A 13182-nucleotide genomic window follows, 5' to 3' on the forward strand; every position below is an offset into this window, starting at 1 on the left:
CGTGACGACGCCCGGAACCACGCCCCGCGGCGTCCTCGCGCGCACGAGGGACCGCGCGCACGCGCTCCTGGAGTGGTGGAAGGACAGCCGCCCGGGCCGCGCGACCTACCGCTACCTCTACTCCCGCGGGGCGCTGCTGTGCGGCGGGATCGCGTACTCGGCCCTCTTCTCGCTCTTCGCCGCCCTGGCGATCGGCTACACCGTGTTCGTGCGCGTGCTCGGCGGGCGGCGCGAGCTCATGGACGCCGTCTTCGCGGAGATCAACGACCTCGTCCCGGGGCTCATCGCCGTCGACGGCGCCTCGGGCGTCATCTCGCCCGACGAGCTCGTGCTCACGTCGGGACTCAGCGTCACGAGCGTCGTGGCCGGTGTGGTCCTGCTGTTCTCCGTGATGTCGTTCATGTACCACCTGCGCGGCGCCGTGCGGACGATGTTCGGGGTGAGCGACGTCGGCCAGAGCGCCCTGCTCGCCCGACTCCGCGCGCTCCTGGGGTTCTTCCTGCTCGCCCTGAGCATGCTCGTCTCCGCCGTCGCGGGGATCGCGGTGACGACGCTCGGGAACCGGGTCATGTCCTGGATCGGCCTCGCGGGCGGCCCGGCCGTCCTCGTGACGGGCGCCGGCGTGCTCGTCAGCGTGCTGCTCGACGTCCTCGTGGTGGTGGTCGTCGTCCGGCTGCTCGCGGGGGTGCACCCGCGTCGTCGGGACCTGCTGATCGGGGCGGGCGCGGCGGCGGCGGGCTTCGCCGTCCTGCGCTACCTCGGGTCCACGTTCGTCGCGAACAGCGCCAGCAGGAACGCGCTGCTCGCGTCGTTCGCGGTGCTCGCGACCCTGCTGATCCTCGTGAACCTCACCGCGCGCGTCCTCCTCCTCGCGTGCGCCTGGATGGCCGACCCGCCGCGACCGCCGAGCCCGCCGGGACACGAGAAGGGCGCCCGCCACGCGCGCGACGGCCGCCCCGAGCTCCCCGTCGTCGACGGCGCGCACCCGGGGGACGCCCGTCACACCCGCACGGCACGCCACGCCGCGGGCGAGGGAGGTCCCGGGGCGGGAGCGGCGCCGTCGGCCGAGGAGCGCCTGCGCGCCGGTCACGGGTCAGGGCGACCCTGGAGTCCTGTCGTCCGCGGCGTGCGTCGCGCCCGTCTGCCGCGCGGCACCTGACGGCACGTCCGGCGAGGTCGGCACGTCCTCGCGAGGTCGGCCCTCGCACGCGAGGTCGGCAGCCCGGACCGCCGATCGCGGACGAAACTGCCGATGTCAGCACGCTCAGATCGGTCCCATGCCCCGGAGACGACGCAGGGCGCCGACCGGGTGGTCGGCGCCCTACGTGCGGGTCTGCGGTACCGCTCGACGTGCGGCGCGGCGTCAGAAGGCGCGCGTGATCATCGCGCGCTTGACCTCCTGGATCGCCTTCGTGACCTCGATGCCGCGCGGGCAGGCCTCGGTGCAGTTGAAGGTCGTGCGGCAGCGCCACACGCCCTCCTTGTCGTTGAGGATCTCCAGGCGCTGCGTGGCGCCCTCGTCGCGGCTGTCGAAGATGAAGCGGTGCGCGTTGACGATCGCGGCCGGGCCGAAGTACTGGCCGTCGGTCCAGAACACCGGGCAGGACGACGTGCACGCGGCGCACAGGATGCACTTGGTCGTGTCGTCGAACCGCTCGCGCTGCTCTGCGGACTGCAGACGCTCCTTGCTCGGCTCGTTCCCGGTGGTGATGAGGAACGGCATGATCTCGCGATAGGAGGCGAAGAACGGCTCCATGTCCACGACGAGGTCCTTGACCACGGGCAGGCCCTTGATCGGCTCGACCGTGATCGGCTTGTCGGGGTTGACGTCCTTGAGGAGCGTCTTGCACGCGAGCCGGTTGCGACCGTTGATGCGCATCGCGTCCGAGCCGCACACGCCGTGCGCGCACGAGCGGCGGAACGTCAGCGAGCCGTCGTGCTCCCACTTGATCTTGTGCAGGGCGTCGAGCACGCGGTCCGTGCCGTGCGCGAGGACGGTGAACTCGTCCCAGTACGCCTCCTCGCCGTGCTCCGACTCGGGGGAGAAGCGGCGGATGCGGAGCGTGACCTCGAACGACGGGATCTCGCCGGCCTTGGCCTCGGTGGCGGGGCTCTCGAGTGTGGCAGTCATCAGTACTTCCGCTCCATGGGCTCGTACCGGGTCTGGGTGACGGGCTTGGAGCCCAGGGCGACCTTGTAGCCGTCGAACTCCTCGACGTGGTCGAAGTAGCCGGCGACGTGGCCGTCGGCGACGTCGCTCGCGGACGTCGGGCGGCGGTAGGCCATCGTGTGCAGCATGTAGTTGGCGTCGTCGCGGTCGGGGTAGTCCTCGCGGTAGTGGCCGCCGCGGGACTCCTTGCGGTTGATGGCCGCGACGACGGTCACCTCGGCGATGTCGAGGAGGAACCCGAGCTCGATCGCCTCGAGCAGGTCGGTGTTGAACATCCGGCCCTTGTCCTGGACCGAGACGTTCTTGTACCGCTTCTGCAGCTCGCGGATGTCCGACAGCGCCTGGTTGAGCGACTCGCCCGTGCGGAACACCTGCGCGTTGGCGTCCATGGTCTCCTGGAGCGCCTTGCGCACGTCGGCCACGCGCTCGCCGTCGGGGCGGTTGCGCATCTCCTCGAGCTGGGCGATCACCGCCGCCGCGGGGTTCTCGGGGAGGTCCGTGAACGACGCCGTCGCGGCGTACGCGGCGGCCGTGCGGCCCGCGCGCTTGCCGAAGACGTTGATGTCGAGCAGCGAGTTGGTGCCCAGGCGGTTCGAGCCGTGGACGCTCACGCACGCGACCTCGCCGGCCGCGTACAGGCCCTTGACGACGTGGCTGCTGTCGCGCAGCACCTCGGCGTCGACGTTGGTGGGGATGCCGCCCATCGCGTAGTGCGCGGTGGGGTACACCGGGACGGGCTCGGTGTAGGGCTCGATGCCGAGGTAGGTGCGCGCGAACTCGGTGATGTCGGGCAGCTTCGCGTCGATGTGCGCGGGCTCGAGGTGCGTGAGGTCGAGCAGGACGTAGTCCTTGTTCGGCCCGGCGCCGCGGCCCTCGCGCACCTCGTTCGCCATCGAGCGCGCGACGATGTCGCGCGGCGCGAGGTCCTTGATGGTGGGGGCGTAGCGCTCCATGAAGCGCTCGCCGTCCGCGTTGCGCAGGATCCCGCCCTCGCCGCGGGCGGCCTCCGACAGGAGGATGCCGAGGCCCGCGAGGCCCGTCGGGTGGAACTGGAAGAACTCCATGTCCTCCAGCGGCAGGCCGCGGCGGTACGCCAGGGCCATGCCGTCGCCCGTGAGGGTGTGGGCGTTGGACGTCGTCTTGAAGATCTTGCCCGCGCCGCCGGTCGCGAAGATGATCGCCTTCGCCTGGAAGACGTGGATCTCGCCGGTCGCCAGGTCGTACGCGACGACGCCGGTCGCGGTGACCGTCTCGTCGTCGGGGATCTCGCCCGCCGCGAGGTCGTGGTCCGTGATGAGGTCGAGGACGTAGAACTCGTTGAAGAACTCGACGTCCTGCTTGACGCACTGCTGGTAGAGCGTCTGCAGGATCATGTGGCCGGTACGGTCCGCGGCGTAGCACGAGCGGCGCACCGCGGCCTCGCCGTGGTTGCGGGTGTGCCCGCCGAACCGGCGCTGGTCGATCCGGCCCTCGGGCGTGCGGTTGAACGGCAGGCCCATGCGCTCGAGGTCGAGCACCGCGTCGATGGCCTCCTTGGCCATGATCTCCGCGGCGTCCTGGTCGACGAGGTAGTCGCCGCCCTTGACCGTGTCGAACGTGTGCCACTCCCAGTTGTCCTCCTCCACGTTCGCGAGGGCGGCGCACATGCCGCCCTGCGCGGCGCCCGTGTGCGAGCGCGTGGGGTAGAGCTTGGAGATGACGGCCGTGCGGACCTTGCTGGACGACTCCAGCGCCGCGCGCATCCCGGCGCCGCCTGCGCCGACGATGACGACGTCGTACTGATGGGTTTGCATCGGGGTCGATGCCTCCTGGGAGAGAGCCGGGTGGAGCGAGAAGACGGGCGAGGGGTGGGCGGTGCTCAGGCCGTGCAGAACGACGCGAGCAGCTCGGCCGGCGCGTTCGCGGGGCACGGGTCGAACGTGAAGATCACGAGCGTGCCGAGCACCGTGACGATCGTGAACGCGAGGTACAGCGCGAGCTTGAGGACGAGGCGCGTGCCGTCGCGCTCGGCGTAGTCGTTGATGATCGTCCGCACGCCGTTCGTGCCGTGGAACATCGCGAGCCACAGCATGAGCAGGTCCCAGATCTGCCAGAACGGCGAGGCCCACTTGCCGGCGACGAAGCCGAAGTCGATCGCGTGCACGCCCTCGCCGACCATGAGGTTGACGAAGAGGTGCCCGAAGATGAGGACGACCAGCACGACGCCCGAGGCGCGCATGAAGATCCAGCTGTACAGCTCGTAGTTGCTGCGCGTGGCCTTGCGGCGCTTGTACGGGTCGCGCGGGTTCGCGACCTCGACCGTGGGTGCGGCGGCCATCAGTGCCCCCCTCCGAAGACGTTCATGAGGTGACGCGGCAGGAAGCCCGCCATCGTCACGACGAACAGGCCGACGACGATCCAGAGCATCGTGCGCTGGTACCGCGGGCCCTTGGCCCAGAAGTCCACCAGGATGATGCGGATGCCGTTGAACGCGTGGAAGACGATCGCGGCGACGAGGCCCGCCTCGCCCAGGCCCATGATCGGCGTCTGGTACGTGCCGATGACGGCGTTGTACGCCTCGGGCGACACCCGTACCAGCGCCGTGTCGAGCACGTGGACGAGCAGGAAGAAGAAGATGAGCACGCCGGTCACGCGATGCGCGACCCACGACCACATGCCTTCACGGCCGCGGTAGAGCGTGCCAGCTGGTGCACTGGGCACTTTGGGGGCCTCCTGTGGCGAGATCAGGGGGAGATGTCACGTTCCGGACGTGGCCCGGAACTCCCTCAGTCCGGACCGCGGGACCGTCGTCGGCATCGGTCTCTGGGCTTCCACCATAGTGACATCGGCGTCATGATGCGGACCGCCGACAGCGGTGGAACGGCCCTGCGCGGGGCGTTTGTGACTGATCCCACAGCCCGCGGGGGAACTGTCCGGCTCACTATGCTGGCACCCATGGCCTCCTCGCCTCTCCCTCCGTCCGCCGCGGCCGCGTCGCCGATCCCCGGCTTCCACGCCGTCGTCCCGGCGGGAGGCGCGGGCACGCGGCTGTGGCCGCTCTCCCGGGCGGGGTCGCCCAAGTTCCTCCTCGACCTCACGGGCTCCGGCCGGTCGCTGCTCCAGGCGACGGTCGACCGGCTCGTCCCGCTCGCCGGCGAGCAGGGCGTCGTCCTCGTCACGGGCGACCGGCACGTCGCCGCGGCGCGCACGCAGCTCCCGGGTCTCCCGGCCGCGAACGTGCTCGCCGAACCGTCCCCGCGCGACTCCATGGCGGCGATCGGGCTCGCGGCCGCCGTCCTCGAGGAGCGGCACGGCGACGTCGTCGTCGGGTCGTTCGCGGCCGACCAGGTCATCACGGGGCGCGACGCGTTCGAGCGGTCCGTGCGCGAGGCGGTCGAGGCCGCGCGCGCCGGGTACGTCGTGACGATCGGCATCGCGGCGTCGCGGCCGTCGACGGCGTTCGGGTACGTGCACAGCGGGGACCCCCTCGGCGTCGCGGGCGCACCGACCGCGCAGCACGTGCGCGGCTTCACGGAGAAGCCCGACGCCGCGACCGCGCAGCGCTACCTCGCGTCGGGGGAGTACCGCTGGAACGCGGGCATGTTCATCGTGCGCTCGTCGGTGCTGCTCGGCCACCTCGCGGACCAGCGCCCCGAGCTGCACGACGGCCTGCGCGCGATCGCGGCGGCCTGGGACGGGCCCGACCGGGACCGGGTGCTCGCCGAGCGCTGGCCCGCGCTGGAGAGGATCGCGATCGACCACGCCGTGGCCGAGCCCGTCGCCGCGGTGGGCGGGGTCGCCGTCGTGCCCGGCACGTTCGGCTGGGACGACGTGGGGGACTTCAACTCGCTCGCCGCGCTCCTGCCGTCGGTCGACGGCGCGGGCTCGAAGGTCCTCGGCGACACCGGCCGGGTCGTGCGCCGGGAGAGCGCCGGGTCGGTCGTCGTCCCGGCGAGCGACCGCGTCGTCACGGTCCTGGGCCTCGACGACGTCGTCGTGGTCGACACCCCGGACGCCCTGCTCGTCACGACGCGGGCCCGCGCGCAGCAGGTGAAGTCGATGGTCGACACGGTGCGCGAGCTCGGGATGGACGAGCTCCTGTGAGCGCCGACGTGACCGTCGCCGCCCGCATCGGCGCCGCCGCGGCCCGCCACGTGGAGGAGGTCGTGGCCGTGCGCCGCGACCTCCACGCCCACCCCGAGGTGTCGCGCGCCGAGACGCGCACGACCGCGCTGCTCGCCGAGCGACTGCGCGCCGAGGGGCTCGAGCCCCGGCTCCTGCCGGGCACCGGGCTCGTGTGCGACCTCGGCCCCGAGCCCGGCGCGTCGGGCCGCGGGCGCGTCGCGCTGCGGGCGGACCTCGACGCGCTGCCGTTGCAGGACAGGTGCGACCTCCCGTGGGCCTCGACCGTCCCGGGCGTCGCGCACGCGTGCGGCCACGACGTGCACACGGCGGTCGTGCTGGGCGCGGGCCTGGTCCTCGCCGACCTCCACGCGCAGGGCGAGCTGGGGCGGGGCGTGCGCCTCGTGTTCCAGCCCGCGGAGGAGGTCCAGCCGGGCGGGTCGCTCGACGTGCTCGCGGCCGGGGCGATGGACGGCGTCGACGAGATCTACGCGGTGCACTGCGACCCCAAGGTCGACGTGGGGCGGATCGGCACGCGCATCGGGCCGATCACGTCGGCGTCCGACGAGGTGTCGGTGACGATCGCGTCCCCGGGCGGGCACACGTCGCGCCCGCACCTCACGGGCGACGTCGTGTACGCGCTGGGCCAGGTCATCACGCAGGTGCCCGCGGTGTTGGGCCGCCGGCTGGACCCGCGCTCGGGCGTGAACCTCACGTGGGGAGCGGTGCACGCGGGCTCGGCCCACAACGCGATCCCCAGCACGGGCACGGTGCGCGGCACCCTGCGCTGCCTCGACGTGCGCGCGTGGGAGTTCGCCGGGCAGGTGCTGCACGACGCGGTGGAGCAGGTCGTGGCGCCGTACGAGGTCGAGGTGACCGTGCACCACACGCGCGGCGTGCCGCCCGTGGAGAACGACGAGCGGTGCACCGGCCTGCTGGAGGCGGCCGCGCGCGACGTGCTCGGTCCCGACTCCGTCGTGCTCACCGAGCAGTCGCTCGGCGGGGAGGACTTCGCGTGGTACCTGACCAAGGTGCCGGGCGCGATGGCGCGCCTGGGCACGCGCACGCCCGGCGGGCGCAGCTACGACATCCACCAGGGGGACCTGCAGGTGGACGAGCGCGCGATCGACGCGGGCATGCGGCTCCTGGCGCGCGTCGCCGCCGGTCACGGCGGGTGAAGCGGTCCCGACCCGTGGACAGGGGTGTGTCACGCCTCAGACGCAAAGTGACGCTTGCATAACGAAGCGCCCGCGTTACCGGCAAGTAACGTGCGCGACCCTTCGGGCTGATTAGTGTTCGGTCCTATAGAGGCCGACGGACCGGTCCTCCCGTGCAACGGCGCTCGGGAGGGCCCAGGGGTCCTTTCCCTGCGCGGCCCTGCTACGAGAACGACAGGAGCTATCAGGTGAAGAGAGCGACTCAGGTCACCGCGCTCGCGGCCGTCGCCGCGCTCGCGCTGGCCGCGTGCGGCGCCGCGCCCGAGGACGACGAGACCACCGGCGGCGGCGAGGACACCGCGGGCGGCAACTCCGACTTCTCGGCGTGCATGGTGTCGGACGCCGGCGGGTTCGACGACCAGTCCTTCAACCAGGCCGGGTTCGAGGGCCTGGAGCAGGCGGAGTCCGAGCTGGGGATCACGGCCGTCGAGGTCGAGTCCTCCGCGGACACGGACTACGCGCCCAACATCGACAACCTGGTTCAGCAGGGCTGCAACCTCGTCATCGGCGTCGGCTTCCTCCTCGAGGACCCGATCCAGGCCGCGGCCGAGGCGAACCCCGACACCAACTTCGCCCTCATCGACTCGTCGTTCTCCGACGCGGACTTCAACCCGGTCGAGATCGACAACGCGAAGCCGATCCTCTTCAACACGGCCGAGGCCGCGTTCCTCGCCGGCTACCTCGCCGCGGGCATGAGCGAGACGGGCACGGTCGCCACGTTCGGCGGCATCCAGATCCCGTCGGTCGCCATCTTCATGGACGGCTTCGTGGACGGCGTCGCGAAGTACAACGAGGACAACGGCACCGAGGTCAAGGTCCTCGGCTGGGACAAGGAGGCCCAGACGGGCTCCTTCACCGGTGACTTCGAGAACCAGGCCAACGGCCAGAACCTCGCCCAGGGCTTCATCGACCAGGGCGCCGACATCATCATGCCGGTCGCCGGCCCGGTCGGTCTCGGTGCGGCTGCCGCCGCGCAGGGCGCCGGTGCCAAGATCATCTGGGTCGACTCGGACGGCTTCCTCACCACCGAGTACGGGGACATCATCCTCACCTCGGTCATGAAGCAGATCGGCCCGGCGGTCTTCGACACCGTGAGCGAGTCGGTCGAGGGCAACTTCACGAACGAGCCGTACGTCGGCACGCTCGAGAACGAGGGCGTCGGCCTGGCCCCGTTCCACGACTTCGAGGACGCGGTGCCGGCCGAGCTGCAGGACATGCTCGCCCAGTACCAGGAGCAGATCATCGCCGGGGACCTGGTCGTGGAGTCGACCAACACCCCGTGACGACCCGCTGAGACCGTCGGTCCCCGCGCCCGGTGCGGGCGAGGGACCGGCGGGACGGTGGCCCGGGCGACCCTGCCCGGGCCACCGTCGTCATGAGGCGCCGACGCGACGGAAGTACGGTTCGATGGAGTTCCCTGTTCTCAGAGAGGCCGGCCGGTGAAGCTGGAGCTGCGCGGGATCACGAAGGTGTTCGGGTCCCTGGTCGCGAACGACCACATCGACCTGGTGATCGAGCCAGGCGAGATCCACGCCCTGCTGGGCGAGAACGGCGCGGGCAAGAGCACGCTCATGAACGTGCTGTACGGCCTGTACGACCCGGACGACGGCGAGATCCTGGTCGACGACCAGCCGGTCGCGTTCACCGGGCCGGGCGACGCCATGGCGGCGGGCATCGGCATGGTCCACCAGCACTTCATGCTCGTCCCGGTCTTCACCGTGGCCGAGAACGTCGCGCTCGGCCACGAGCCCGTCAAGGGCGGGGGCCTGATCGACGCGCGCCGCGCCCGGAGCCTCGTGCGCGAGATCTCCGACCGCTTCGGGTTCGAGGTCGACCCCGACGCGATGGTCGAGGACATCCCCGTGGGCGTCCAGCAGCGCGTGGAGATCATCAAGGCGCTGTCGCGCGACGCGCGCGTGCTCATCCTCGACGAGCCGACCGCCGTCCTCACGCCGCAGGAGACGGACGAGCTGATCGCGATCATGCGCCAGCTCAAGGAGGCGGGGACGTCGATCGTCTTCATCACCCACAAGCTGCGCGAGGTCCGCGCCGTCGCGGACCGCATCACCGTCATCCGGCGCGGCAAGGTGGTCGGCACGGCGGACCCGAGCGCGAGCGAGACGGAGCTCGCGTCCCTCATGGTGGGTCGCTCGGTCTCCCTGGGCGTGGACAAGGAGCCGGCCCGGCCCGGCGACGCGACGTTCCGCGTCACGGACCTCACGGTCATGGACGACCTCGGGACGCCGGTCGTCGACCGCGTGAGCCTCGACGTCGCACGCGGCGAGATCCTCGTCGTCGCGGGCGTGCAGGGCAACGGGCAGACGGAGCTCACCGAGACGATCGTGGGCCTGCGCAAGCCGGTGGCGGGCTCGATCACGCTCGACGACACCGAGCTCGTGGGCCGCGGCGTCGCGGACGTCCTCGCGGCGGGTGTCGGGTACGTGCCCGAGGACCGCAGCACGGACGGCATCGTGGGCACGTTCTCCGTGGAGGAGAACCTCGTGCTCGACCTGTTCGACCGCGTGCCCTACTCGCGCGGCGGAGCGCTCAACAAGGGCGCGATCCGCGACAACGCGGAGCAGCGCGTCGTGGAGTTCGACGTGCGCACCCAGAACGTGCAGGTCCCCGCGGGCACGCTCTCGGGCGGCAACCAGCAGAAGGTCGTGCTCGCGCGCGAGATGTCCCGGCCGTTGCGCCTGCTCATCGCGTCGCAGCCGACGCGCGGCCTCGACGTGGGCTCCATCGAGTTCGTGCACCAGCGCATCGTGGCGGAGCGCGACAACGGCACGCCCGTGATCATCGTGTCCACCGAGCTCGACGAGGTGCTCGCGCTCGCCGACCGCATCGCGGTGATGTACCGCGGTCGCGTCGTCGGCGTCGTCCCGGGGGACACCGACCGGGACGTCCTCGGCCTCATGATGGCCGGGGTGCCGCTCGACGAGGCCGTCGCGCAGGCCGCGGAGCACCACACGACGCTCGGCGAGGCAGACATCGAGGCGGACGACGCGCCGTCGGGCACCGCGGCGGACCGCGTCCCCGCGACCGAGGACGCCCGCGAGGAGGAGATCCAGTGACCCAGCAGGCCATGCCGGACGACGCCGGCACGCCGGTCGTGCCGCCGACCGCCGCGCCTCCCAGCCACACGGAGCAGGCGACGGAGCCGCCCGCGGGCCAGACGATCCTGCGGCAGATGCTGGAGAGCAGCTGGCTCGTGTCGCTGCTCGCGATCGTCGCGGCCCTCGTGCTCGGCGGCGTCCTCATCGCCGCGGCCGACCCCGAGGTCCAGCAGGCGGCGACGTACCTCTTCGCGCGGCCGTCGGACTTCTTCGAGGCCGTGTGGAGCGCCGTCTTCGGCGCCTACAGCGCCCTCTTCCAGGGCGCGGTCGTCAACTTCTCCGCCCCCGACCTGCAGCGCGCGCTGCGGCCGCTGACCGAGACCATGACGGTGTCGACGCCGCTCATCCTCGCCGGTCTCGGCCTCGGCATCGGCTTCCGGGCGGGCCTGTTCAACATCGGTGCGCAGGGCCAGATCATCCTCGGCGGCATCTTCGCCGGGTTCATCGGGTTCACGTTCTCGCTCCCGCCGGGGCTGCACCTGCTCCTCGCGGTGCTCGGCGCCGCGCTCGGCGGCGCGATCTGGGCCAGCATCGCGGGCGTCCTCAAGGCGCGCACCGGCGCGCACGAGGTGATCGTCACGATCATGCTCAACAACATCGCGGTGTACCTCGTGGCGTACCTGCTCACGACGACCGCGTTCCAGCGCCCGGGCAGCAGCAACCCGATCAGCCCGCCGATCCCCGGCTCGGCGACCTTCCCGCTCGTGCTCGGCCAGGGCTTCCGCCTCCACCTGGGCTTCCTGCTCGCGCTGCTCGCCGCGGTGGGCGTGTGGTGGCTCATGGAGCGCTCGACGCTCGGCTTCCGCTTCCGGGCGGTCGGCGAGAACCCGCACGCCGCGCGGACGGCCGGCATCTCGGTCGCGTGGGTGACGGTCTGGGTCATGGCGATCGCGGGCGCGCTCGCCGGCCTGGGCGGCGCCGCGCAGGTGCTCGGGACGGAGAAGGTGCTCACGGCCGGCGTCGCGGCGAGCTTCGGGTTCGACGCGATCACGGTCGCCCTGCTCGGTCGTTCGCGGCCGCTCGGGACGGTCCTCGCTGGCCTGCTGTTCGGCGCGCTGCGGGCCGGCGGCTTCGCGATGCAGGCCCGCACGGGCACGCCGATCGACATCGTGCTCGTCGTCCAGTCCCTCATCGTGCTGTTCATCGCCGCCCCGCCGCTCGTGCGCGCGATCTTCCGGCTCCCGACACCGGGCGGCCCGACGCGCGCGGAGCGCCACGCCGCGCGCCGCCGGGCGCGCGCGACGTCCTCGACCACCCCGACGACGCAGGAGGCGGGAGCATGAGCACCGCGACCACCACGGCTCCCGCGGCCCCGGCCGCCCCGCGCGCCGCGAAGCCGCTCCCGCCGATCAGCTGGCGCGCCCCGATCGCCTACGCGGTCATCGGGCTGCTCTCGCTCGTGTTCTTCGCGCTGCTGCCCGCGGGCGGGCAGCAGACGACGTTCCGCCTCTCGACCGCGAACGACTTCTTCCAGATCGAGCCGATCACGGTCAGCTCGACGGGCGCGGCCCTCTTCCTGTCGATCCTCGCGCTGCTGCTCGCGGGCCTGTCCTTCTGGGCGGCGCGCGACCGGCGCAAGGTCGGCATCTGGCTGCCCATCGTGTTCGGCGTCCTCGTCGTCTTCGCGTTCCTGTCCTGGGCCGGCGCGGGCAAGGCCGCGATCCCGCTCACGGGACTCCTGCAGGGCTCGCTGTTCCTCGCCGTGCCGCTCGTGTTCGGCGCGCTCTCGGGCGTGCTGTGCGAGCGCGTCGGCATCATCAACATCGCGATCGAGGGCCAGCTCCTCGCGGGCGCGTTCCTCGCGGCCGTCGTCGCGTCGCTCACGTCGTCCGCGTACGCGGGCCTCGTGGCGGCGCCGATCGCGGGCGCGCTCGTGGGCGTCCTGCTCGTGATCTTCTCGGTCAAGTACTGGGTGAACCAGATCATCGTCGGCGTCGTGCTCAACGTGCTGGTCGTGGGCGTGACGAGCTACCTGTACTCGACGGTGCTCACCGAGGACCCGGGGACGTGGAACACGCGCACGCCGCTGCCCGTCCTCGAGATCCCGGTGCTGTCGCAGATCCCCGTGGTCGGCCCGGTGCTGTTCCGCCAGACGCTGCTCGTCTACATCATGTACGTCGTCGTGGCGCTCCTGCAGGTGTTCCTGTTCCGCTCGCGCTGGGGCCTGCGCCTGCGCGCGGTGGGCGAGCACCCCAAGGCGGCGGACACCGTCGGCATCAAGGTCAACGCGACGCGCGTGCGCAACACGATCCTCGGCGGCGCGGTCGCCGGCCTCGGCGGCGCGTTCTTCACCGTCGCGGCGGGCCTCGCGTTCGGCAAGGAGATGACGGGCGGCAAGGGCTTCATCGCCCTGGCGGCGATGATCCTCGGGCGCTGGAACCCGGTGGGCGCGCTCGTCGCGGCGCTCCTGTTCGGGTTCTCCGACAACCTCCAGACCGTGCTCGGCATCGTCGGGACGCCGATCCCGAGCCAGATCATGCTCATGACGCCGTACGTCGTGACGATCTTCGCCGTCGCCGGCCTCGTCGGGCGCGTGCGCCCGCCCGCCGCCGAGGGCATCCCCTACGTGAAGTGAGGA

11 protein-coding genes are annotated in these 13182 nt (G+C 71.9%); 7 read left to right on the forward strand and 4 right to left on the reverse strand.

What is annotated here, in order from left to right; genetic code table 11:
* Position 1: 1 nt before the first annotated feature.
* Positions 2-1159, forward strand: coding sequence for a YihY/virulence factor BrkB family protein (locus GJV82_RS08290; RefSeq protein ID WP_187308646.1), 1158 nt, complete (start codon positions 2-4; stop codon positions 1157-1159).
* Between the two features lie 204 nt (positions 1160-1363).
* Here the strand turns inward: GJV82_RS08290 and GJV82_RS08295 are convergent, their stop codons facing one another.
* From GJV82_RS08295 to sdhC, 4 genes are all read right to left on the reverse strand, one after another.
* Positions 1364-2131, reverse strand: coding sequence for a succinate dehydrogenase iron-sulfur subunit (locus tag GJV82_RS08295; protein WP_024841140.1), 768 nt, complete (start codon positions 2129-2131; stop codon positions 1364-1366).
* The gene (gene sdhA / locus GJV82_RS08300; RefSeq protein ID WP_024841141.1) at positions 2131-3963 is read right to left on the reverse strand and encodes a succinate dehydrogenase flavoprotein subunit; all 1833 of its coding nucleotides are present in this window, start codon (positions 3961-3963) and stop codon (positions 2131-2133) included. The genes GJV82_RS08295 and sdhA overlap by 1 nt, the downstream gene beginning before the upstream one ends.
* A 65-nt stretch (positions 3964-4028) precedes the next feature.
* Positions 4029-4487 carry a succinate dehydrogenase hydrophobic membrane anchor subunit gene (locus GJV82_RS08305; RefSeq protein WP_024841142.1) on the reverse strand — a complete coding sequence of 153 codons (459 nt, stop codon included), beginning with the start codon at positions 4485-4487 and terminating at the stop codon, positions 4029-4031.
* Complete coding sequence (sdhC, locus tag GJV82_RS08310; RefSeq protein ID WP_081772373.1) at positions 4487-4870, reverse strand: succinate dehydrogenase, cytochrome b556 subunit; 384 nt, start codon at positions 4868-4870, stop codon at positions 4487-4489. Before sdhC ends, GJV82_RS08305 begins: the two co-directional genes overlap by 1 nt.
* 234 nt (positions 4871-5104) lie before the next feature.
* Between sdhC and GJV82_RS08315 the strand changes: the two genes are divergently transcribed.
* From GJV82_RS08315 to GJV82_RS08340, 6 genes are all read left to right on the forward strand, one after another.
* On the forward strand, positions 5105-6253 hold the full coding sequence (locus GJV82_RS08315; RefSeq protein ID WP_155098895.1) for a mannose-1-phosphate guanylyltransferase: 1149 nt from the start codon (positions 5105-5107) through the stop codon (positions 6251-6253).
* On the forward strand, positions 6250-7449 hold the full coding sequence (locus GJV82_RS08320) for an amidohydrolase (RefSeq protein ID WP_024841145.1): 1200 nt from the start codon (positions 6250-6252) through the stop codon (positions 7447-7449). Before GJV82_RS08315 ends, GJV82_RS08320 begins: the two co-directional genes overlap by 4 nt.
* A 227-nt stretch (positions 7450-7676) precedes the next feature.
* The gene (locus GJV82_RS08325; RefSeq protein ID WP_024841146.1) at positions 7677-8771 is read left to right on the forward strand and encodes a BMP family lipoprotein; all 1095 of its coding nucleotides are present in this window, start codon (positions 7677-7679) and stop codon (positions 8769-8771) included.
* Positions 8772-8927: 156 nt separating this feature from the next.
* Positions 8928-10562 (forward strand): ABC transporter ATP-binding protein, encoded by a 1635-nt coding sequence (locus GJV82_RS08330; protein ID WP_024841147.1) that lies wholly within the window; start codon positions 8928-8930, stop codon positions 10560-10562.
* 11 nt (positions 10563-10573) lie between these two features.
* The gene (locus GJV82_RS08335) at positions 10574-11887 is read left to right on the forward strand and encodes an ABC transporter permease (protein WP_115943583.1); all 1314 of its coding nucleotides are present in this window, start codon (positions 10574-10576) and stop codon (positions 11885-11887) included.
* Positions 11884-13179, forward strand: coding sequence for an ABC transporter permease (locus tag GJV82_RS08340; protein WP_115942257.1), 1296 nt, complete (start codon positions 11884-11886; stop codon positions 13177-13179). The genes GJV82_RS08335 and GJV82_RS08340 overlap by 4 nt, the downstream gene beginning before the upstream one ends.
* Positions 13180-13182: the final 3 nt, after the last annotated feature.

It is taken from the genome of Cellulosimicrobium composti (genome assembly GCF_009711085.1).
In the GTDB taxonomy this organism is placed as follows: Bacteria; Actinomycetota; Actinomycetes; order Actinomycetales; family Cellulomonadaceae; genus Cellulosimicrobium; species Cellulosimicrobium composti.